Raw genomic sequence first — 19,646 nt, forward strand, 5'->3', positions numbered from 1 at the left:
AGTCGACGAGCTTTGCGCATCTGAGCGAGGCCGCCGCCCACTGGCGGCGGCTGGCCACGCGGTGGGAGCGCGCCTTAGCCGAGGTGCGCGATTCGATGCGCCGACCCGGCGGCACCGACTGGGAGGGCCAGGCCGCGGCCCGCGCCCACTACCGGTCGACCGTCGACGTGGTGACGATCGGTCGCGCGGTGGACCGGCTGCATGACGCCGCCGCCGTCGCCGGCCGGGGGAAGACCAGCTGGAGGCCAACCGGCGGGCGGTGCTGGACGCTGTCAGCGACGCCCGCCGGGACGGGTTTGCCGTCGGTGAGGATTACACGGTCACCGACCGCTCCACGGGTGGCTCACGCCAGCAGCGGGCGGCGCGTCTGGGCCAAGCCCAGGGGCACGCCGACTTTATCCGGCATCGGGTGGGCGCGCTGCTGGCCACCGACCGCGATATCGCGACCCGGGTCAGCGCCGCCACCCAAGGCCTCGATGAGCTGGCGTTCGAAGACGTGCCCGGGGTCGACACCCCGGCCGAGGATGGGGTGCAGGCGGTGGATTTCCGCCAGGCCCCGCCACCGGGAGCCCCCGGGGGCATGTCCTCCGGCGACATCGACGCGATCGACGCGGCCAATCGCGCCCTGCTGCAAGACATGCTGGCGGAGTACAGCCGGCTGCCCGACGGGCAGGTGAAAACCGACCGGCTGGCCGACATCGCGGCCATCCAAGAGGCGCTGAGGGTGCCCGACTCGCATTTGATCTATGTGGCCAGGCCGGACGACCCCGCCGACATGATCCCGGCGGTCACCGCGGTCGGCGATCCGTTCACCGCCGATCACGTGTCGGTGACGGTCCCCGGGGTGTCGGGAACCACCCGTCAGACCATCGCCACCATGACCCAAGAAGCCCGTGGGCTACGAGAAGAAGCGAGAGTGATCGCCCACAGCGTGGGTGAAAGTGAGAATGTGGCGACCATAGCGTGGGTGGGGTATCAGCCGCCGCCGGTGCTCGCGTCGTGGAACACCGTCGATGACGATCTCGCGCAGGCCGGCGCTCCGAAGTTGGAGGCGTTTTTGCGGGATCTGCAGGCGGGATCGCACAATCCGGGTCACACGACGGCGTTGTTCGGGCATTCCTACGGGTCGTTGCTGTCGGGGATCGCGTTGAAGGATGGCGCCAGTTCACTGGTCGACAATGCGGTGCTGTATGGCTCGCCGGGGTTTGACGCGACCTCACCGGCCAAGCTGGGCATGAACGACCACAACTTCTTCGTGATGACCACACCCGATGACCCCATCCGGTATCCGGCGCGCCTGGCACCCCTGCACGGGTGGGGATCAGACGGCGCCGACACCATCGGCACTGTAGGCCGCCAAGGCACCCCTGCACGGGTGGGGATCAGACCCCAACGAGATCATCGCCGGATCCCCGGACCGCTACCGCTTCACCCATCTGCAGACCGACGCGGGATCCACTCCGCTGGGTGATCACAAGACCGCCGCCAGCGGGCACTCGCAATACGGCCAAGACCCGCTGCAACGGATGACCGGCTACAACCTGGCGACCATCCTGCTCAACCGGCCCGATCTGGCGGTGCGCGAAAGCCCACAGCAGTGATCGCACCACAACCGATTTCCCGAACGCTCCCGCGGTGGCAGCGCATCGTCGCGCTGACCATGATCGGCATATCAACCGCCCTGATAGGTGGCTGCACCATGGATCACAACCCTGACACATCACGGCGCCTGACCGGCGAGCAGAAGATCCAGCTCATCGACAGCATGCGCAACAAGGGCTCCTACGAGGCCGCCCGGGAGCGCCTAACCGCCACCGCCCGGATCATCGCCGACCGCGTCAGTGCGGCCATCCCGGGCCAAACCTGGAAATTCGACGACGATCCCAACATACAACAGTCTGACCGAAACGGAGCACTGTGCGACAAGCTCACCGCGGATATCGCGCGGCGGCCGATCGCCAACAGCGTAATGTTCGGCGCCACGTTCTCGGCCGAGGACTTCAAGATTGCCGCCAATATCGTGCGGGAGGAAGCCGCCAAGTACGGTGCGACCACCGAGTCGTCGCTATTTAACGAATCGGCCAAGCGCGACTACGACGTGCAGGGCAACGGCTACGAATTCCGACTCCTGCAAATCAAATTCGCCACACTTAACATCACCGGCGATTGTTTTCTGTTGCAGAAGGTGCTCGACCTGCCGGCCGGACAACTCCCCCCGGAACCACCCATCTGGCCAACGACCTCGACGCCACATTGATCGCACCACAACCGATTCCCCGAACGCTCCCACGGTGGCAGCGCATCGTCGCGCTGACCATGATCGGCATATCAACCGCGCTGATAGGTGGCTGCACAATGGATCAAAGCCCTGACACATCACGGCGCCTGACCGACGAGCAGAAGATCCAGCTCATCGACAGCATGCGCAACAAAGGCTCCTACGAGGCCGCCCGGGAACGCCTCACCGCCACCGCCCGGATCATCGCCGACCGCGTCAGTGCGGCCATCCCGGGCCAAACCTGGAAATTCACCGAAGATCCCGCCGGGCGAAAGGCCGATCGGGAAGGTTTGTCGTGCAAGGAACTCACCGGCGATATCGCCCGGCGGCCGATCGCCGACGCAGTTATCTTTGGTACTGCGTTCTCGGCGGAGGACTTCAAGATTGCCGCCAATATCGTGCGGGAGGAAGCCGCCAAGTACGGTGCGACCACCGAGTCGTCGCTATTTAACGAATCGGCCAAGCGCGACTACGACGTGCAGGGCAACGGCTACGAATTCCGACTCCTGCAAATCAAATTCGCCACACTTAACATCACCGGCGATTGTTTTCTGTTGCAGAAGGTGCTCGACCTGCCGGCCGGACAACTCCCCCCGGAACCACCCATCTGGCCAACGACCTCGACGCCAACCCCGTGAGCACCACCATCGTTGCTGGCGTGATCCAGGGTCACCTGCCGGTGATCCTGCCCACGCGCAGGCGGGCTCGCGATCTCGGGCACACGACGGCGTTATTTCGGGCGCAAACGCTCCAATGCATATATCTCAGTATCGAATACCTATATGTTTGCTCCATGTCTCGGCGTACAACGATCGACATCGATGACATACTGCTGGCCCGCGCGCAAGCGGCGCTCGGTACCACCGGGCTGAAGGACAGGGTCGATGCCGCTTTGCGAGCCGCGGTGCGCTAGTCGGCGCGCACTCGGCTCGCCGCGCGAATCGCCTCGGGTGCCGGCATCGATCGGTCCGAGGCGCTGCTTGCCCAGACGCGTCCCGCGCGGTGATGGTGTTCTGCGTCGACACCAGCGCGTGGCATCACGCGGCGCGGCCGGAAGTTGCGCGCCGATGGTTGGCGGCCTTGTCCGCGGACCAGATCGGCATCTGCGACCACGTGCGGTTGGAGATCCTGTACTCGGCGAACTCCGCTACCGACTACGACGCGCTCGCCGACGAACTCGACGGCTTGGCCCGTATACCAGTCGGTGCCGAAACCTTTACGCGCGCATGCCAAGTCCAGCGTGAGCTTGCCCACGTCGCCGGTCTGCATCACCGCAGCGTGAAGATCGCCGATCTTGTCATCGCCGCGGCGGCCGAACTTTCAGGCACCATCGTGTGGCATTACGACGAGAACTATGACCGGGTCGCCGCCATCACCGGCCAACCTACGGAGTGGATCGTGCCGCGCGGGACCCTTTAACCGCTGATAGGCGCCATCACTGGATGTATGGTGATGTCATGCGGACTCAGGTGACCCTGGGCAAAGAGGAGCTTGAGCTGCTCGATCGTGCCGCCAAGGCGAGTGGCGCATCGCGGTCCGAACTCATCCGACGCGCAATTCACCGTGCCTACGGGACTGGATCCAAGCAGGAACGGCTCGCCGCGCTCGACCACAGCCGTGGCTCGTGGCGAGGACGGGACTTCACCGGCACCGAGTATGTCGACGCCATTCGGGGCGACCTCAACGAACGACTTGCTCGGCTCGGTCTGGCGTGAAGCTGATCGACACCACCATCGCGGTCGACCACCTTCGCGGCGAACCCGCGGCAGCCGTGCTGCTCGCCGAACTGATAAACAACGGTGAGGAGATCGCGGCCAGCGAGCTGGTCCGATTCGAACTCCTCGCCGGTGTGCGGGAAAGCGAACTCGCGGCGCTCGAGGCCTTCTTCTCGGCAGTGGTGTGGACCCTGGTGACCGAGGACATTGCCCGGATCGGCGGACGACTCGCCCGTCGATACCGGTCCAGCCACCGCGGTATCGACGACGTGGACTACCTGATCGCTGCGACCGCCATTGTGGTCGACGCCGACCTGCTCACCACCAATGTGCGCCACTTCCCGATGTTCCCGGATCTGCAGCCGCCGTACTGAGCACCCCCTGGGGCATCAGCCTTGGTCGGCGATGAGTTGTTCGATGAGCTCGACGATGCGCTGTTGGCCGGCGGCGGCCCCGTCCAGCTTGCCTCGCATCTCGGTGAATCCGTCGTCGACTCGACTAAAACGTTCTTCTACGTGACTGAAACGTTCGGTCATCTCTTCCCGCAGGGCGGTGAAATCTTCTCGCAGGGCGTTGAAGCTACCGATTGTAGCTCGCCGGAAGTCGCGGAACTCGCCAACGAACTCCGTGACATCGCGATCGGCCGCGCCGGCTAGCACGCGAGCGGCGGCGGCATCCTGTTCGCTGGCCCGCACGCGGTCAGCCAGCTCACGCACTTGGGATTCCAGCGCGGTGACCCGTTGTTCGAGGTTCTCGGGCAGCACGAGCGAATCCTACCGCGATTCAACGCAACGCAGCCCTGTCCCGGGCGGACACCGGCATTGGGTGCACGTCGGATAAGCAGGGCTGAGCGGGGCTCGGCTCTACTCGGGTCTTACCTCGACAAATCCGGCCGCGCTGAAGTCACCATCGAAGGCATACGCATTTTGGATGCCTTTCTTTCGCATCACCGCGAAGCTCGTGGCATCGACGAACGAGTACTCTCGCTCGTCGTGGCGTACAAGCCATTCCCATGCCTGCTCTTCCAGGTCGGCTGTTACGTGCTCGACGCGAACGACGGTGCTCAAGCGGATTGCAGCGGCGGCAACCGCCGCGCGGTGACCGCAGCGCCGGTTGAGCAGCGTCCAGGTCTCGCCCAGGACATGGTTGGAGGTCATCACCACGGGCGGTTTGCTGGCCCACAACCTCTTCGCGGTGCCGTGCCGAGCGTCGCCGGCGTTGCCAAGTGCAGCCCAGAAGGACGTGTCGACGAAGATCATTCGTGCTTTCCGTAAACCACGTCGTCGACGGACGCGGACAAGTCGGCTTCCCCCACGAACGATCCGACGAAGGCATCGACCGGATCTGGGCCCGGCTGCCGGAGGTGCTCAGCGACGTACTCCCGGATCAGCGCCGCCTTCGACGTCCGCCGCCGTCGCGCTTCAACAGCAAGCGCTCGGTCAACGTCTTCGTCGATGTAGATCTGCAGCCTTTTCACATGGCAAATATACGCCACTAGCATAATGCTGTATACATCGGTAGCTGAGAATCGGATGCTTGCCGCTGGCTGCCGAGTTTGTTGAACTCGCCGCCGTGGTGACCTGGATGAAGTGTGCCCGCCGAAACTGCCGCCGCCCGACTAGGCGACTGGCCAAAGCGATGACAGTGCTGACTTCTGTACAGGGGCGAAGCGAGTGTCCGCCCCTTTACGCGCGTCGTAATCAGCCGCTGAGTTCGCCATGGTTCCCATGCAAGATCGCTCACGTTCGAGCCCGGCGCGCGGTGACCGACATGAAACTCCCGTTACGAGCAAGCATGCGGCAACGCCGCCTCGACGGCGACGGTCCAAGCTGTCCTCTGAACGAATCAGGTTGCGCTAAGCCAAGATTCGTTGTCAAACGACCTCTGGTCTACACTGATATCGCGCCAATCTCAGCCCAGCAGCGCCAACCCCACCGCCCCCAGGCTGGCCACACACATCGACGGCCCGTGCGGCAGGGTGCGGACACCCCATGGCGTCACCATCACGCCGCACACCGCGGTCAGCAGCGGCGCGGCCAGCGCCGCCAGAAACCACACCTCGACCCCGAAGCAGCCGGTCAGCCCGCCCAGACCGATCGCCAGCTTGACGTCACCGGCGCCCATCGCGGCGGGCAAAGCCAGGTGCACCAGCAGGTACACCCCGGCCAAGGCGGCCGCCCCGGCCAGCGCCGGCACACCGCGGCCGGCAAGGCCCGCGAAGAGCAGGATCACCCCCGCCCCGGGCAGGGTGAGCCAGTTGGGTAGCCGGCGCTGCCGGACGTCGCAAACGCACAACACTCCCATCCAGGCCAACACCGCCGCCGCCAGCATGCTGGGGCACGCTAGTCCAACGCGGCCAGCGCGCAAGTCATCGCTTCGCGGGGGGCGGGTAGCCCGGTGAACTGCTCCACCTGCGCGAACGCCTGATGCAGCAACATCTGCAGCCCGCTGATCACCCGCCCGCCCGCCGATCCGACCGCGGCGGCCAGCGGTGTGGGCCACGGATCGTAGATGGCGTCCAACAGCACCGGGATCGCGGCCAAGGTGCCGGCATACCCCGCGGCCACCTCCGCTGGAATGGTGCTGACCAGCACTTCCGCGGCGGCCACCGCATCGGCCAACCCACCGCTGTCGAACGCGCAGAACCGGGTCGCCACGCCGACCCGTGTGCCCAGGTCCACCAGCCGGGCCGCCTTGTCCGAGTTGCGCGCCACCACGGTGATGTCGGTGACCCCGAGTTCGGCCAGCCCCACCACGGCCGCCGGTGCGGTCCCCCCGGACCCCAGCACCAGCGCGTGTCCAGCAGCCGCCCCCAACGCCCCGGCCACCCCGTCGATGTCGGTGTTGTCGGCCCGCCAGCCATGCGGCGTCCGAACCAGGGTGTTGGCCGAACCGACAAGGTCCGCGCGTGCGGTGCGCTCGTCGGCGAACCGCAGGGCGGCGAACTTGCCCGGCATGGTCACCGAAACACCGACCCACTCCGGTCCGAAACCACCGACCACGACGGGCAACTCGGCCGCACCGCATTCGATGCGCTCATAGGTCCAGTCGTGCAGCCCCAACGCCCGGTAGGCGGCCAGGTGCAGCTGCGGGGAGCGGGAATGCGCGATCGGCGAACCAAGCACGCCGGCTTTTTTGGGACCTTCGCTCATCGCGCGCTGTCGAGGACACCGTTGTGTTTGGCCAGCTCGATGTTCGCCAGATGCTGCTGATAGTCCCTGGTGAACAGCGTCGTGCCCTGGGAATCGATGGTGACGAAGTACAGCCAGTCGCCAGGTACTGGATGCTCGGCGGCGCGCAGCGCGTCGACGCCGGGCGAACAGATCGCGGTGGCCGGCAGCCCCTGGGCCATGTAGGTGTTCCACGGTGTGCGCTGGGCACGGTCGGTGTCGCTGGTGGCCACCTCACGGCGATCCAGCGGATAGTTCACGGTCGAGTCGAACTCCAACGTGCGGTGTTCGTGCAGCCGGTTGTAGATGACCCGGGCCACCTTCGGGAAATCCTGGGTGTTGGCTTCCTGCTGCACCAGCGAGGCCACCACGAGAATGTCATAGGGCGACAGGCCCAGCGACTTTGCGGTGTCTACCAACCCGGATTTCATGTACTCCACGGCGCCGGCGCTGATCAAGGTCGCCAAGATGGTTTCAGCCGATGCCGACGGGTCGATGTTGAAGGTCCCCGGTGCGATCAGCCCCTCGATCCGGCGATGGTCAGTGCCCAGCTCCATCACCGGCCCAACCGCCCAGCGCGGCACTGACAGCATCGTCGGCGTGCTCCTGCTCGCCGCCGCGCGGAGGTCGGCCACCGAGACGCAGCGTTGGGTACCGTCGAGATCCACACAGGTGGCACGGGAGATCAGCGCGAATATGCCAGGATTCACCACGTTGGTCTTCATGTCGGTGGTGTCGTCGAGCTGACGCCCTTCCGGTATGACCAACTTCCCCACCCGGTTGTGCGGATCGGTAAGCCGCGCGACAGCGGAAGCCGCCGAAATCTCGGTTCGCATCCGATAGAACCCGGGTTGGATCGAGGAAATCGCGGTGTTGCCGTGCGCGGCATCGACGAATGCTCGGACGGTGGCCACTACACCGTGTTTGAGCAGCGTCTCCCCGACCGCCGTGGTCGAGTCACCGGCCCTGATCTGAATCACGATGTCTCGCTTGCCGGGACCGGTGTAGTCGTTACCGAAGCCCAACATGGTCTGCCACAACTTGGCGCCGACGACGACGGCCACCACCACCACCACGACGAGCAGGCTCAGGGCAAATCCGCCGGCGACGCGCCGTCGCCGGCGGATTTGTTGGGCGTGTCGGCGCTGAGCGCGGCTGACTCGGGTCCTGCGGTGCCGGTTCGGTCTTACCGACACCGGCTGGGCGCGGTGGCGGTGGCCACCGTCAGGCATCGGAGCCTTCTTGAGTCCCGGCCATCGCCGCGAGACGTTCATCCAGCCAGCTCTGCAGTATTGCCACTGCGGCCGCTTGGTCGATCACCGCACGCTGCTCGGAGGCCCGCACCCCCGCCTGCCGCAAAGATCGTTGAGCACTGACCGTGGTGAGCCGCTCGTCGGCCAGCCGCACCGGCGTAGGAGAAACACGGCGTGCCAGCGCCTCGGCCAGTTCGATTGCGTCTTGGGCCGAGCGGCCGATGCGGTCGGCCAGCGTGCGCGGGAGCCCGACGATCACCTCGACCGCCTCCAACTCGGCGGCCAGCGCAGCCAGCCTGCGCAGGTGCTTGCCGGAACGATCGCGGCGCACCGTTTCCACCGGGGTGGCCAAGATCGCGTCCGGGTCGCTGCAAGCCACGCCGATACGCGCGGCGCCCACGTCGATACCGAGGCGTCGTCCCCGTCCAGGGTCGTGCGCTGGATCGCCGGGCCGGTCGGGCGGGCGGTGCTGTGCTGGGACCACTCAACCGACCCGCGCTATCACGGCGATCTCGGAGCGGACCGCGTCGAGCGCGGCGTCGATACCGGTCGGATTCTTTCCCGAGCCCTGCGCCAGGTCCGCCTTACCGCCACCGCGGCCTTCGACCGCCACCGCAAGTTGTTTGACCAGGTCGTTGGCACGGATTCCGAGGTCCTGGGCAGCGGGATTGGCCGCGACCGCATACGGCACAGTTTGGCTTTCGCCCTCGGCAATCAGCGCCACCACCGCCGGCTCGCTACCCAGCTTGCCGCGGATGTCGCCGATCAACGACCGCAGGTCTGCCGCGGTCATCCCGCCGGACATTCGCTGCGCCACCAAACGGACGTTACCGATCCGCTGAGCCCCGGCGGCGGCATTGGTGGCGGCTGCCCGGGCGCTGGCCATCCGGACACGTTCGAGTTCCTTCTCGGCGGCCCGCAGGCGCTCCACTAGATTGGCCACCCGGGCCGGTACCTCTTCGGACGGCACCTTCAGTGACGAGGCCAACCCGGCCATCAACGCACGCTCCTTGGCCAGGTGACGAAACGAATCCAACCCCACGTAGGCCTCCACCCGGCGCACCCCGGAGCCGATCGACGACTCGCCCAGGATCGTCACGGGACCGATCTGCGCCGTGTTGCTCACATGGGTGCCGCCACATAGCTCCAGCGAGAACGGTCCACCCATCTCCACCACCCGCACTTCGTCGGGGTAGCTCTCGCCGAACAGCGCGATGGCACCCATCGCCTTGGCCTTGTCGAGCTGTTCGGTGAACGTGCGCACCTCGAAGTCCGCTTGCACGGCCTCGTTGGTGACCTCTTCGACCTGGGTGCGCTGGTCGTCGGTCAACGGACCCTGCCAGTTAAAGTCGAAGCGCAAATATCCCGGCCGGTTCAGCGATCCCGCCTGAACCGCGTTGGGCCCCAGCACTTGTCGCAGCGCGGCATGCACCATGTGGGTGCCCGAGTGGCCCTGCGTGGCACCCCGGCGCCACCCGGGATCCACCGCCGCGATTACGGTGTCACCCTCGACGAATTCCCCGGATTCCACGTTGACTCGGTGCACCCAAAGCGTTTTGGCGATCTTCTGCACGTCGGTAACCGCGGCCCGGGCAGCTTCGCTGGAACCGGTTCCGCTGATGGTGCCCTCATCGGCGATCTGCCCACCCGATTCGGCGTAGAGCGGGGTGCGATCTAAGACAAGTTCGACACGCTGCCCTTCCCCGGCTCCGCCGGCTACACCGTGCGCCACCACCGGAACCCGCTTACCGTCGACGAAGATGCCCAGAATCCGCGCCTGGGAACGCAACTCGTCGAATCCGGTGAACTCGGTGGCGCCGGCGTCAACCAGCTCGCGGTAGGCGCTCAGGTCAGCATGCGCGTGTTTGCGCGCGGCGGCGTCGGCCTTGGCACGGCGGCGCTGCTCGGCCATCAGCTCACGGAACCCGATTTCGTCTACCTGCAGACCGGTTTCGGCCGCCATCTCCAGCGTGAGCTCGATCGGGAACCCGTAGGTGTCATGCAACGTGAAAGCGTCCGATCCGGACAGCACGGTGGCTCCGGATTTCTTGGTGGAGCTAGCCACCTCCTCGAACAGCCTGGAACCCGACGCCAGCGTGCGGTTGAACGCCGTCTCCTCGGCGACCGCGATCCGGCTGATCCGCTCGAAGTCGGCGACGAGTTCGGGATATGACGGGCCCATCGCGTTGCGCACCGTGGCCATCAGGTCGCCAACGATCGCAGCGTCGATGCCCAGCAGCTTGGCGGAGCGGATCACCCGACGCAGCAGCCGGCGCAGCACATAACCGCGACCGTCGTTGCCGGGGCTGACGCCGTCACCGATCAGGATCGCGGCGGTGCGGCTGTGGTCTGCGATGATGCGGTACCGCACGTCGTCTTCGTGGTTGCCGACGTCGTAGGCACGCGCGGCGACCCTGGCCACGGTATCGATGACCGGCCTGAGCAGGTCGGTCTCGTAGACGTTGTGCACGTCTTGCAGCACCAGCGCGATCCGCTCGACGCCCATGCCGGTGTCGATGTTCTTGCGGGGCAGCGGCCCGAGGATCTGGTAGTCCTCCTTGGTGGTTCCCTCTCCGCGCTCGTTCTGCATGAACACCAGGTTCCAGACCTCGAGGTAGCGGTCTTCGCTGACGATGGGACCGCCTGCGGGACCGAATTCGGGTCCGCGGTCGTAATAGATCTCCGATGACGGCCCGCACGGTCCGGGAATGCCCATCGACCAGTAGTTGTCGGCCATGCCGCGGCGCTGGATTCGCTCCGCCGGCAGCCCGGCAACCTCCTGCCATAGCCGGACAGCTTCGTCGTCGTCGAAATAGACTGTCGTCCAGATTCTTTCCGGGTCCAGGCCGTAGCCGCCGGCGGCGAGGCTGTTGGTCAGCAGTGCCCAGGCCAGTTCAATGGCCCCGCGTTTGAAATAGTCGCCGAAGCTGAAATTGCCGGCCATCTGAAAAAACGTGTTGTGCCGGGTGGTTATGCCCACCTCGTCGATATCGGGGGTACGGATGCACTTCTGGATGCTGGTGGCCGTCGGGTACGGCGGCGTGCGCTGTCCCAAGAAGAAAGGCACGAACTGGACCATCCCGGCGTTGACGAACAACAGGTTGGGGTCGTCGAGGATCACCGAGGCGCTGGGCACCTCGGTGTGGCCCGCCTTCACGAAATGATCGAGGAACCGCTTCCTGATCTCGTGTGTCTGCACTCTACGTTCTTCCTTGATCCGTGGTTAAGTCCATTACCAGCCTATTCGCCGGATTATGAGAAGGCTGTCCGACGGCCCAATTCGGCCCGCTCAGCCTTCCACAAAGCTCAATCGCACCGACCGCCGCGGATTGTCCTGGTTGAGGTCGACCAGAACGATGCTTTGCCAGGTGCCCAGCAGGGGCTGGCCCCCCGAGACCGGCACCGTCACCGACGGCGCAACAAAAGCCGGTAACAAGTGGTCGGCGCCGTGACCGTAGGACCCGTGCGCGTGCCGGTAGCGGTCGTCGCGCGGCAACAACCGCACCAGCGTGTCCACCAGATCCTCGTCGGAACCGGCGCCGGTCTCGATAATCGCAACGCCGGCCGTAGCGTGCGGGACGAACACGTTGCACAGGCCATCATCATGGGCGGTGCAGAAGGCGCGCACGGCGTCGGTGAGATCGACAATGCGGCGACGCGCGGTGTCCACATCCAGCACATCGGTATCCACCCGTCCCAGCCTACGGTGGGGGCGCGCCAACCTGCCAATCCATTGACGTCGGATTGCCCATTGCCCCGGCCGGCCCGTCGGAGGAAGGTAATGATTGACCGGTGGCGCCACCGGGGCGCTGCCCCGAACAATGAAAGAGGGGTGGATCGTGTACGCGCGCTCTACCACTATTCAGGCGCAATCCGAGTGCATCGACACCGGAATTGCGCACGTTCGCGATGTGGTTATGCCCGCACTGCAGGGGATGGATGGGTGCATCGGCGTATCCCTTTTGGTCGACCGGCAATCCGGCAGGTGCATCGCCACCAGTGCCTGGGAGACCGCGGAAGCCATGCATGCAAGCCGGGAACAGGTAACGCCGATCCGCGATCGGTGCGCGGAGATGTTCGGCGGCACGCCGGCCGTCGAGGAGTGGGAGATCGCGGCGATGCATCGCGACCACCGCTCGGCCGAGGGGGCGTGTGTGCGGGCGACCTGGGTCAAGGTGCCGGCGGACCAAGTAGATCAAGGCATCGAGTACTACAAGTCGTCCGTCCTGCCCCAAATCGAAGGCCTCGACGGATTCTGCAGCGCCAGCCTGTTGGTCGACCGCACCTCCGGGCGCGCGGTGTCTTCCGCGACCTTCGACAGCTTTGACGCCATGGAGCGCAACCGGGACCAGTCGAATGCGCTCAAGGCCACATCGCTGCGTGAGGCGGGCGGCGAGGAACTCGATGAATGCGAGTTCGAGCTGGCGCTAGCGCACCTACGGGTACCCGAGCTGGTCTGATCAACCCGCCGGCGGCAGTACCGGCCCGAGCCCGACGCTGGGCCGGCACTGCTGTCGTGCGTCGAGCGGCGCTCGCGGTAGGCATTGCCAGGCTCAGCCGGTTGGAGGAAGGTATTTGGTGGGACCGGTGGCGCCACCGGGGCGCTGCCCCGACACGGGAGGGGGTCGATCGTGTACGCACGCTCAACCACCATTGAGGCGCAACCTCTGTCGGTCGACATTGGAATCGCGCATGTTCGTGACGTCGTCATGCCCGCTTTGCAGGAGATCGACGGGTGTGTCGGGGTGTCGCTGTTGGTCGACCGGCAATCCGGCCGGTGCATCGCCACCAGCGCCTGGGAGACCTTGGAGGCGATGCGCGCCAGCGTCGAGCGGGTGGCACCCATCCGCGACCGCGCCGCGCTGATGTTCGCCGGTAGTGCCCGGGTCGAGGAATGGGACATCGCCCTGTTGCACCGCGACCACCCGTCGCATGAGGGGGCATGCGTGCGCGCCACCTGGCTCAAAGTGGTGCCAGACCAGCTCGGTCGGTCCCTGGAGTTCTACCGCACGTCCGTACTTCCCGAGCTGGAGAGTCTGGACGGGTTCTGCAGCGCCAGCCTGATGGTCGACCACCCCGCTTGCCGGCGTGCGGTGTCGTGCTCGACGTTCGACAGCATGGACGCGATGGCCCGCAACCGCGACCGGGCGAGCGAGCTGCGCAGCAGGCGCGTCCGGGAATTGGGAGCCGAGGTCCTCGACGTCGCCGAATTCGAACTGGCGATCGCACATCTACGGGTACCCGAGCTGGTCTGAGCGGACCTGCTTCCCGCAGAGCGCAGCGGTCACCCCCGTTTCTTGCGGATGATTGCCCGCAGGCGGTCCAGGCGGCCGGCGATCTCGCGTTCGCCGCCGCGACCAGTGGGCCGGTAGTAGTCCACGTCCACCAACTCGTCGGGCGGGTATTGCTGGGCCACAACGCCATCCGGGTCGTCATGGGAATATTTGTAGCCCTGTGCATTGCCCAGCGCCGCCGCCCCGGAGTAATGCCCGTCACGCAGATGAGCCGGCACCAGACCGGCCTTGCCGGCCTTGATGTCGTTCATCGCCGCGGCCAACGCCGTGGTGACGGCGTTTGACTTCGGTGCGGTGGCCAGGTGGATGGTGGCGTGCGCCAGCGTCAGCTGGGCTTCGGGCATGCCGATCAGCGCCACCGTCTGTGCGGCGGCGACCGCCACCTGCAGCGCGCTCGGGTCGGCCATGCCGATGTCCTCGCTGGCCAGAATCATCAGCCGGCGGGCGATGAACCGCGGGTCCTCCCCGGCGACCAGCATGCGGGCCAAATAGTGCAGCGCGGCATCGACGTCGGAACCGCGCACCGATTTGATGAAGGCGCTGACGACGTCGTAGTGTTGGTCGCCGTCACGGTCGTAGCGCACCGCGGCTTTGTCCACCGACCGCTCGATGGTTTGCACGCTGACCAGCTCGCCGGCCGCCTGGGCTGCCTCGGCCGCTACTTCCAGCGCGGTCAGGGCGCGCCGGGCGTCGCCGGCCGCGAGTTGCACCAGCAGGTCGACGGCCTCAGGCGCTACCGCGACTGCCCTGCCCAGGCCGCGGGGGTCATCGATCGCGCGTTGTACTACCGCGCGGGTGTCCTCGGCCGTCAGCGGCCGCAGCTGCAGGATCAGCGACCGCGACAGCAGCGGTGCCACCACCGAAAACGACGGGTTCTCGGTGGTCGCCGCCACCAACAGCACCACCCGGTGTTCCACCGCCGACAGCAGGGCGTCTTGTTGGGTCTTGGAAAATCGGTGCACCTCGTCGATGAACAGCACGGTCTGCTCGCCGTGAAGCAGCGCTTTTCGCGAATTCTCGATGACCGCCCGCACTTCCTTGACGCCGGCCGACAATGCCGACAGGGCCTCGAACCGGCGGCCGGTGGCCTGCGAGATCAACGCCGCCAGCGTTGTCTTGCCGCTGCCCGGGGGACCGTAGAGGATCACCGACGCCACCCCCGAGCCCTCGACCAGCCGGCGCAACGGCGAACCGGGCGCCAGCAAGTGGTCCTGGCCGACCACTTCGTCCAGCGACGCCGGACGCATCCGCACCGCCAGCGGTGCCCCGGCCGAAGCGCCCAGGTCATGGCCGGACGTCATCGGTACGCCGGGCACGTCAAACAGACCGTCGGACACGGCTTCAGGCATACCACGCCCACCTGACGACGCGAACGTTCGCCGAAGACGCCACACGAATAATCCGCGCGCCTTCGGCAAATATTTGCTAAGTTCCGGTTTGCTTAGCGTCGCGCGGGTACCGATAAAAGCGAACTACGAAGCGATTGGGACAGCGATGAGCCAGCCGCCAGAACATCCAGGCAATCCGGCCGACCCCCAGGGCGGCAATCAGGGCGCTGGAAGCTACCCGCCGCCCGGCTACGGAGCGCCTCCCCCGCCACCAGGCTACGGCCCACCCCCGGGGACCTACCTGCCTCCCGGCTACAACGCACCCCCGCCGCCCCCCGGCTATGGCCCACCGCCGGGCCCGCCGCCTCCCGGTTACCCGACGCATCTGCAATCGTCGGGTTTTAGCGTGGGCGACGCGATCAGTTGGTCATGGAATAGGTTCACGCAGAACGCCGTAACGCTCGTCGTCCCGGTGCTCGCCTACGCTGTGGCGTTGGCCGCGGTCATCGGCGCGACGGCCGGGCTCGTTGTCGCCCTATCGGACCGTGCTACTACCGCATACACCAACACCTCCGGCGTCTCTAGCGAATCCGTGGACATCACGATGACCCCGGCCGCGGGCATAGTCATGTTCCTCGGCTACATCGCTCTATTCGCCCTGGTGCTCTACATGCACGCCGGAATTCTGACCGGCTGCCTTGACATTGCCGACGGAAAGCCGGTGACCATCGCGACGTTCTTTAGGCCGCGCAATCTGGGCCTGGTGCTGGTCACCGGACTGCTGATCGTCGCCCTCACCTTCATTGGTGGCCTGCTCTGTGTCATTCCCGGCCTGATCTTTGGCTTCGTCGCCCAGTTCGCCGTCGCTTTTGCCGTCGACCGTTCCACTTCGCCGATCGACTCGGTAAAGGCCAGCATCGAGACGGTCGGGTCCAACATCGGTGGCAGTGTGCTGTCGTGGCTCGCTCAGCTCACGGCGGTGCTCGTCGGCGAACTGCTGTGCTTTGTCGGCATGCTGATCGGCATTCCGGTCGCCGCGCTCATCCACGTCTACACCTACCGGAAGCTGTCGGGTGGCCAAGTCGTTGAGGCAGTCCGGCCAGCGCCCCCGGTCGGCTGGCCGCCCGGCCCCCAGCTCGCATAGTCGGCACCCGCCGACGCCGGCTGGCCGTCTTGGCCCGCTGGATTTGTCACGCGCTCACCCGAATTGGCATCCGGGGCCTGGAACGCGTTAGGGCAGTGGCTTTCCCACAGGTTGACGTAAATGACCTCCAAGATAGGTATCGAACCAAGGTTGCGGCCGATGTGTACGTAGTTCGAGAGTTCGCTGATCTGGTCACTCGCGTGGTCGATGCAGTCGACGGAACCGGCAGCCGCCACCCAAGGGTGCGCAGGTGGTTAGCAAATCGCCGACGAACACGACGCCACCGCGTCATGCGCCATCGCCGACCCCGCCTTGGTGGCTGAGAGCCGCTCGCCGGCGTTAAGCTGCCCAACATCATGGGCATTCAACGCGCCGTTCTCCTCATTGCCGACATCGGCGGATACACAAATTACATGCACTGGAACCGCAAGCACCTGGCCCACGCGCAGTGGACGGTGGCACAGTTGCTGGAGTCCGTCATCGACGCTGCCAAGGGCATGAAGTTGGCGAAGCTGGAGGGCGACGCCGCGTTTTTTTGGGCACCAGGGGGCAACACCAGTGTCCTGGTATGCGACCGGCCCCCGCAGATGCGCCAGAGGTTCCGCACGCGGCGCGAGCAGATCAAAAAAGACCATCCCTGCGACTGTAAGAGTTGCGAGCAGCGGGACAACCTGTCGATCAAATTCGTCGCCCATGAGGGCGAAGTGGCCGAACAAAAGGTGAAGCGCAACGTCGAACTCGCTGGCGTTGATGTCATCCTGGTGCACCGCATGCTGAAAAATGAGGTGCCAGTGTCGGAATATCTATTCATGACCGACGTCGTAGCGCAGTGCCTCGACGAGTCGGTGCGAAAACTAGCGACGCCGCTGACACATGACTTCGAGGGCATCGGAGAAACGTCGACACACTACATCGACCTCGCCACGTCCGACATGCCGCCGGCGGTGCCAGACCACAGCTTCTTCGGCCTGCTGTGGGCGGATGTGAAGTTCGAATGGCACGCGTTACCGTACCTGTTAGGTTTCAAGAAGGCCTGTGCAGGTTTCCGCAGCCTGGGCCGCGGCGCCACCGAAGAGCCCGCCGAAATGGGCTAATCGGGTTCGCTTGGCTCGATCGCCGATGATCTCGACCGCCACGACCGACCCCCTCACCTCGGTCGAACCTCGGCGAACCAACGCGGCAACGCCAGCCCATGATCATTTGATTGGGTCCACGGAAGCAGGTAGCTTCCGTCGCATGCTTTTTGCGGCTTTGCGTGATGTCCAATGGCGAAAACGACGCCTTGTCATCGCAATCGTCAGCACCGGCCTAGTTTTCGCGATGACGCTCGTTCTGACCGGACTTGTGAACGGGTTTCGGGTCGAGGCCGAGCGAACCGTCGATTCCATGGGTGTCGACGCATTCGTGGTCAAGGCCGGCGCGGCAGGACCGTTCCTGGGTTCGACACCATTCGCCCAAATCGACCTGCCCCAGGTTGCTCGTGCGCCTGGCGTCTTGGCTGCCGCCCCACTAGCGACTGCGCCGTCGACGATCCGGCAGGGCACGTCAGCGCGAAACGTCACCGCGTTCGGGGCACCAGAGCACGGACCCGGCATGCCGCGGGTCTCGGACGGTCGGGCGCCATCGACGCCGGACGAGGTCGCGGTGTCGAGCACGCTGGGCCGAAACCTCGGCGACGATCTGCAAGTGGGTGCGCGCACTTTGCGGATCGTCGGCATCGTGCCCGAGTCAACCGCGCTGGCAAAGATTCCCAACATCTTCCTGACCACCGAAGGCCTACAGCAGTTGGCATACAACGGACAGCCGACAATCAGTTCGATCGGGATCGACGGGATGCCCCGACAGCTCCCGGACGGCTATCAGACCGTCAATCGAGCGGATGCTGTCAGCGATCTGATGCGCCCGTTGAAGGTCGCGGTGGATGCGATCACGGTTGTGGCGGTCTTGCTGTGGATCGTTGCGGCGTTGATCGTCGGCTCGGTGGTCTACCTCTCTGCGTTGGAGCGGCTGCGTGACTTTGCGGTGTTCAAGGCGATCGGCGTGCCGACGCGCTCGATTCTGGCCGGGCTGGCGCTGCAGGCGGTCGTCGTCGCGCTGCTCGCGGCGGTGGTTGGCGGCATCCTTTCGCTGCTGTTGGCGCCGTTGTTCCCGATGACTGTCGTGGTACCCCTGAGTGCCTTCGTGGCGCTACCGGCGATCGCGACTGTGATCGGTCTGCTGGCCAGCGTCGCAGGACTGCGGCGCGTGGTGGCGATCGATCCGGCACTAGCGTTCGGAGGTCCCTAGCCATGGGCGGCCTAACCATTTCCGACCTGGTCGTCGAGTATTCCAGCGGCGGGTACGCCGTGCGGCCGATCGACGGGTTAAGCCTCGACGTGGCGCCGGGGTCGCTGGTGATCTTGCTTGGGCCCAGCGGCTGCGGGAAGACGACCCTCTTGTCCTGCCTCGGCGGCATCCTGCGCCCGAAGTCCGGCTCAATCAAGTTTGACGATGTCGACATCACGACGCTGGAGGGCGCCGCGCTGGCGAAGTATCGGCGTGACAAGGTAGGGATCGTCTTCCAGGCGTTCAACCTGGTCTCGAGCCTTACCGCCCTGGAGAACGTGATGGTCCCGCTGCGCGCGGCCGGCGTGTCACGAGCGGCCGCGCGTAAGCGTGCCGAGGACCTGCTGATCCGAGTCGATCTCGGCGAACGAATGAAACACCGCCCGGGTGACATGAGCGGCGGCCAGCAGCAACGCGTCGCGGTCGCCCGCGCGATCGCGCTGGACCCGCAATTGATCCTTGCCGACGAACCGACCGCGCACCTGGACTTCATCCAGGTGGAGGAGGTGCTGCGGCTGATCCGCTCGCTAGCGCAGGGCGACCGTGTGGTGGTGGTCGCGACCCACGACAGCCGGATGCTGCCGCTGGCCGATCGCGTCCTTGAGCTGATGCCGGCGCAGGTGTCGCCGAATCAGCCACCCGAAACGGTGCACGTGAAAGCCGGCGAGGTGCTGTTCGAGCAGTCCACAATGGGCGATCTGATCTACGTGGTGTCCGAGGGCGAGTTCGAGATTGTGCGCGAATTGGCCGACGGCGGTGAGGAATTGGTCAAAACCGCCGCGCCTGGGGACTACTTCGGTGAAATCGGCGTGCTGTTTCACCTGCCACGCTCGGCAACGGTACGGGCTCGCAGCGACGCGACAGCCGTCGGTTATACGGCGCAGGCGTTTCGGGAGCGGCTGGGTGTGACGCGGGTGGCCGACCTGATTGAGCACCGCGAGCTTGCCAGCGAATAGTTCGGCACCAAGTCGCGATCCCTGAGGGTTGCGATGGGCGCGGCGCCGCCGCTGAATCGACCGCCCCCCACTGAGCCGCCGTGGAATACTCGATGAATCCTGCGGGCGTGTCCGCACTGCGTGTGGCTATGGAGTTGGGGAACATGTTGCTTGGGATAAGAACGTGAATGAGGGACCGCTCTT

Annotated in this window: 23 protein-coding genes; 13 read left to right on the forward strand and 10 right to left on the reverse strand. The window is 65.7% G+C overall.

All coding sequences use genetic code 11. The annotated features are described in order from the left end of the window. The first annotated feature begins 259 nt into the window (after nt 1-259). The 7 genes from FF952_RS13510 to FF952_RS13540 all read left to right on the forward strand — a co-directional run bounded on the left by FF952_RS13510 (nt 260) and on the right by FF952_RS13540 (nt 4,367). The gene (locus FF952_RS13510) at nt 260-1,471 is read left to right on the forward strand and encodes an alpha/beta hydrolase family protein (RefSeq protein ID WP_003900845.1); all 1,212 of its coding nucleotides are present in this window, start codon (nt 260-262) and stop codon (nt 1,469-1,471) included. A 126-nt stretch (nt 1,472-1,597) separates the two neighbouring features. Then, nucleotides 1,598-2,257, forward strand: coding sequence for an LppA family lipoprotein (locus FF952_RS13515; RefSeq protein WP_003900846.1), 660 nt, complete (start codon nt 1,598-1,600; stop codon nt 2,255-2,257). Then, the gene (locus FF952_RS13520; protein WP_031698290.1) at nt 2,254-2,916 is read left to right on the forward strand and encodes an LppA family lipoprotein; all 663 of its coding nucleotides are present in this window, start codon (nt 2,254-2,256) and stop codon (nt 2,914-2,916) included. The genes FF952_RS13515 and FF952_RS13520 overlap by 4 nt, the downstream gene beginning before the upstream one ends. Beyond that, nucleotides 2,913-3,191: a type II toxin-antitoxin system VapB family antitoxin gene (locus FF952_RS13525; RefSeq protein ID WP_003901422.1), complete on the forward strand. Its 279-nt coding sequence runs from the start codon at nt 2,913-2,915 to the stop codon at nt 3,189-3,191. The genes FF952_RS13520 and FF952_RS13525 overlap by 4 nt, the downstream gene beginning before the upstream one ends. Before the next feature lie 92 nt (nt 3,192-3,283). Continuing rightward, the gene (locus FF952_RS13530) at nt 3,284-3,697 is read left to right on the forward strand and encodes a PIN domain nuclease (RefSeq protein ID WP_003413164.1); all 414 of its coding nucleotides are present in this window, start codon (nt 3,284-3,286) and stop codon (nt 3,695-3,697) included. A 38-nt stretch (nt 3,698-3,735) separates the two neighbouring features. Beyond that, on the forward strand, nt 3,736-3,993 hold the full coding sequence (locus FF952_RS13535; protein ID WP_003413167.1) for a ribbon-helix-helix domain-containing protein: 258 nt from the start codon (nt 3,736-3,738) through the stop codon (nt 3,991-3,993). After that, the gene (locus FF952_RS13540; protein ID WP_003413174.1) at nt 3,990-4,367 is read left to right on the forward strand and encodes a type II toxin-antitoxin system VapC family toxin; all 378 of its coding nucleotides are present in this window, start codon (nt 3,990-3,992) and stop codon (nt 4,365-4,367) included. Before FF952_RS13535 ends, FF952_RS13540 begins: the two co-directional genes overlap by 4 nt. Before the next feature lie 15 nt (nt 4,368-4,382). Here FF952_RS13540 and FF952_RS13545 read toward each other — a convergent pair whose 3' ends face one another. The 9 genes from FF952_RS13545 to FF952_RS13585 all read right to left on the reverse strand — a co-directional run bounded on the left by FF952_RS13545 (nt 4,383) and on the right by FF952_RS13585 (nt 12,095). Beyond that, the gene (locus FF952_RS13545) at nt 4,383-4,757 is read right to left on the reverse strand and encodes a hypothetical protein (protein ID WP_003413177.1); all 375 of its coding nucleotides are present in this window, start codon (nt 4,755-4,757) and stop codon (nt 4,383-4,385) included. 99 nt (nt 4,758-4,856) lie between these two features. Continuing rightward, nucleotides 4,857-5,252: a type II toxin-antitoxin system toxin 23S rRNA-specific endonuclease VapC20 gene (gene vapC20, locus FF952_RS13550; RefSeq protein WP_003413180.1), complete on the reverse strand. Its 396-nt coding sequence runs from the start codon at nt 5,250-5,252 to the stop codon at nt 4,857-4,859. Further along, complete coding sequence (gene vapB20, locus FF952_RS13555) at nt 5,249-5,494, reverse strand: type II toxin-antitoxin system antitoxin VapB20 (RefSeq protein ID WP_003413183.1); 246 nt, start codon at nt 5,492-5,494, stop codon at nt 5,249-5,251. The genes vapC20 and vapB20 overlap by 4 nt, the downstream gene beginning before the upstream one ends. A 410-nt stretch (nt 5,495-5,904) precedes the next feature. After that, entirely contained in the window at nt 5,905-6,324 is a 420-nt protein-coding gene (locus FF952_RS13560) for an A24 family peptidase (protein WP_003413190.1), read from the reverse strand. 11 nt (nt 6,325-6,335) lie between these two features. Then, nucleotides 6,336-7,145 (reverse strand): shikimate dehydrogenase, encoded by an 810-nt coding sequence (locus FF952_RS13565; protein ID WP_003413193.1) that lies wholly within the window; start codon nt 7,143-7,145, stop codon nt 6,336-6,338. After that, nucleotides 7,142-8,395 (reverse strand): endolytic transglycosylase MltG, encoded by a 1,254-nt coding sequence (locus FF952_RS13570; protein WP_003413196.1) that lies wholly within the window; start codon nt 8,393-8,395, stop codon nt 7,142-7,144. Before FF952_RS13570 ends, FF952_RS13565 begins: the two co-directional genes overlap by 4 nt. Next, nucleotides 8,388-8,900 (reverse strand): Holliday junction resolvase RuvX, encoded by a 513-nt coding sequence (ruvX, locus tag FF952_RS13575; protein ID WP_003413197.1) that lies wholly within the window; start codon nt 8,898-8,900, stop codon nt 8,388-8,390. Before ruvX ends, FF952_RS13570 begins: the two co-directional genes overlap by 8 nt. Further along, nucleotides 8,901-11,615, reverse strand: a complete 2,715-nt coding sequence (gene alaS, locus FF952_RS13580; RefSeq protein ID WP_003902305.1) for an alanine--tRNA ligase — start codon at nt 11,613-11,615, stop codon at nt 8,901-8,903. Between the two features lie 90 nt (nt 11,616-11,705). Continuing rightward, nucleotides 11,706-12,095, reverse strand: coding sequence for a secondary thiamine-phosphate synthase enzyme YjbQ (locus FF952_RS13585; protein ID WP_003413208.1), 390 nt, complete (start codon nt 12,093-12,095; stop codon nt 11,706-11,708). Between the two features lie 160 nt (nt 12,096-12,255). On the opposite strand from FF952_RS13585, the gene FF952_RS13590 reads away from it, so the two are divergent. Then, nucleotides 12,256-12,876: an antibiotic biosynthesis monooxygenase gene (locus FF952_RS13590; protein ID WP_003918465.1), complete on the forward strand. Its 621-nt coding sequence runs from the start codon at nt 12,256-12,258 to the stop codon at nt 12,874-12,876. A 171-nt stretch (nt 12,877-13,047) separates the two neighbouring features. Beyond that, nucleotides 13,048-13,671 carry a hypothetical protein gene (locus FF952_RS13595; protein WP_003917020.1) on the forward strand — a complete coding sequence of 208 codons (624 nt, stop codon included), beginning with the start codon at nt 13,048-13,050 and terminating at the stop codon, nt 13,669-13,671. Nucleotides 13,672-13,700: 29 nt separating this feature from the next. On the opposite strand, the gene FF952_RS13600 is transcribed toward FF952_RS13595, so the two are convergent. Then, entirely contained in the window at nt 13,701-15,059 is a 1,359-nt protein-coding gene (locus FF952_RS13600; RefSeq protein WP_003413216.1) for a replication-associated recombination protein A, read from the reverse strand. Between the two features lie 145 nt (nt 15,060-15,204). Between FF952_RS13600 and FF952_RS13605 the strand changes: the two genes are divergently transcribed. The 4 genes from FF952_RS13605 (at nt 15,205) to FF952_RS13620 (ending at nt 19,463) form a co-directional block, all read left to right on the forward strand. Further along, complete coding sequence (locus FF952_RS13605; RefSeq protein ID WP_003899377.1) at nt 15,205-16,182, forward strand: DUF2189 domain-containing protein; 978 nt, start codon at nt 15,205-15,207, stop codon at nt 16,180-16,182. Between the two features lie 356 nt (nt 16,183-16,538). Continuing rightward, nucleotides 16,539-17,276 (forward strand): DUF2652 domain-containing protein, encoded by a 738-nt coding sequence (locus tag FF952_RS13610; protein ID WP_003413224.1) that lies wholly within the window; start codon nt 16,539-16,541, stop codon nt 17,274-17,276. A gap of 142 nt (nt 17,277-17,418) precedes the next feature. After that, nucleotides 17,419-18,468: an ABC transporter permease gene (locus tag FF952_RS13615; RefSeq protein WP_003413230.1), complete on the forward strand. Its 1,050-nt coding sequence runs from the start codon at nt 17,419-17,421 to the stop codon at nt 18,466-18,468. Nucleotides 18,469-18,470: 2 nt separating this feature from the next. Next, a complete protein-coding gene (locus tag FF952_RS13620; protein ID WP_031653908.1) occupies nt 18,471-19,463 on the forward strand; it encodes an ABC transporter ATP-binding protein in 993 nt (330 codons plus the stop codon). Nucleotides 19,464-19,646 lie beyond the last annotated feature (183 nt).

The organism is Mycobacterium tuberculosis complex sp. N0072, assembly GCF_030323725.1.
GTDB lineage: Bacteria > Actinomycetota > Actinomycetes > Mycobacteriales > Mycobacteriaceae > Mycobacterium > Mycobacterium tuberculosis.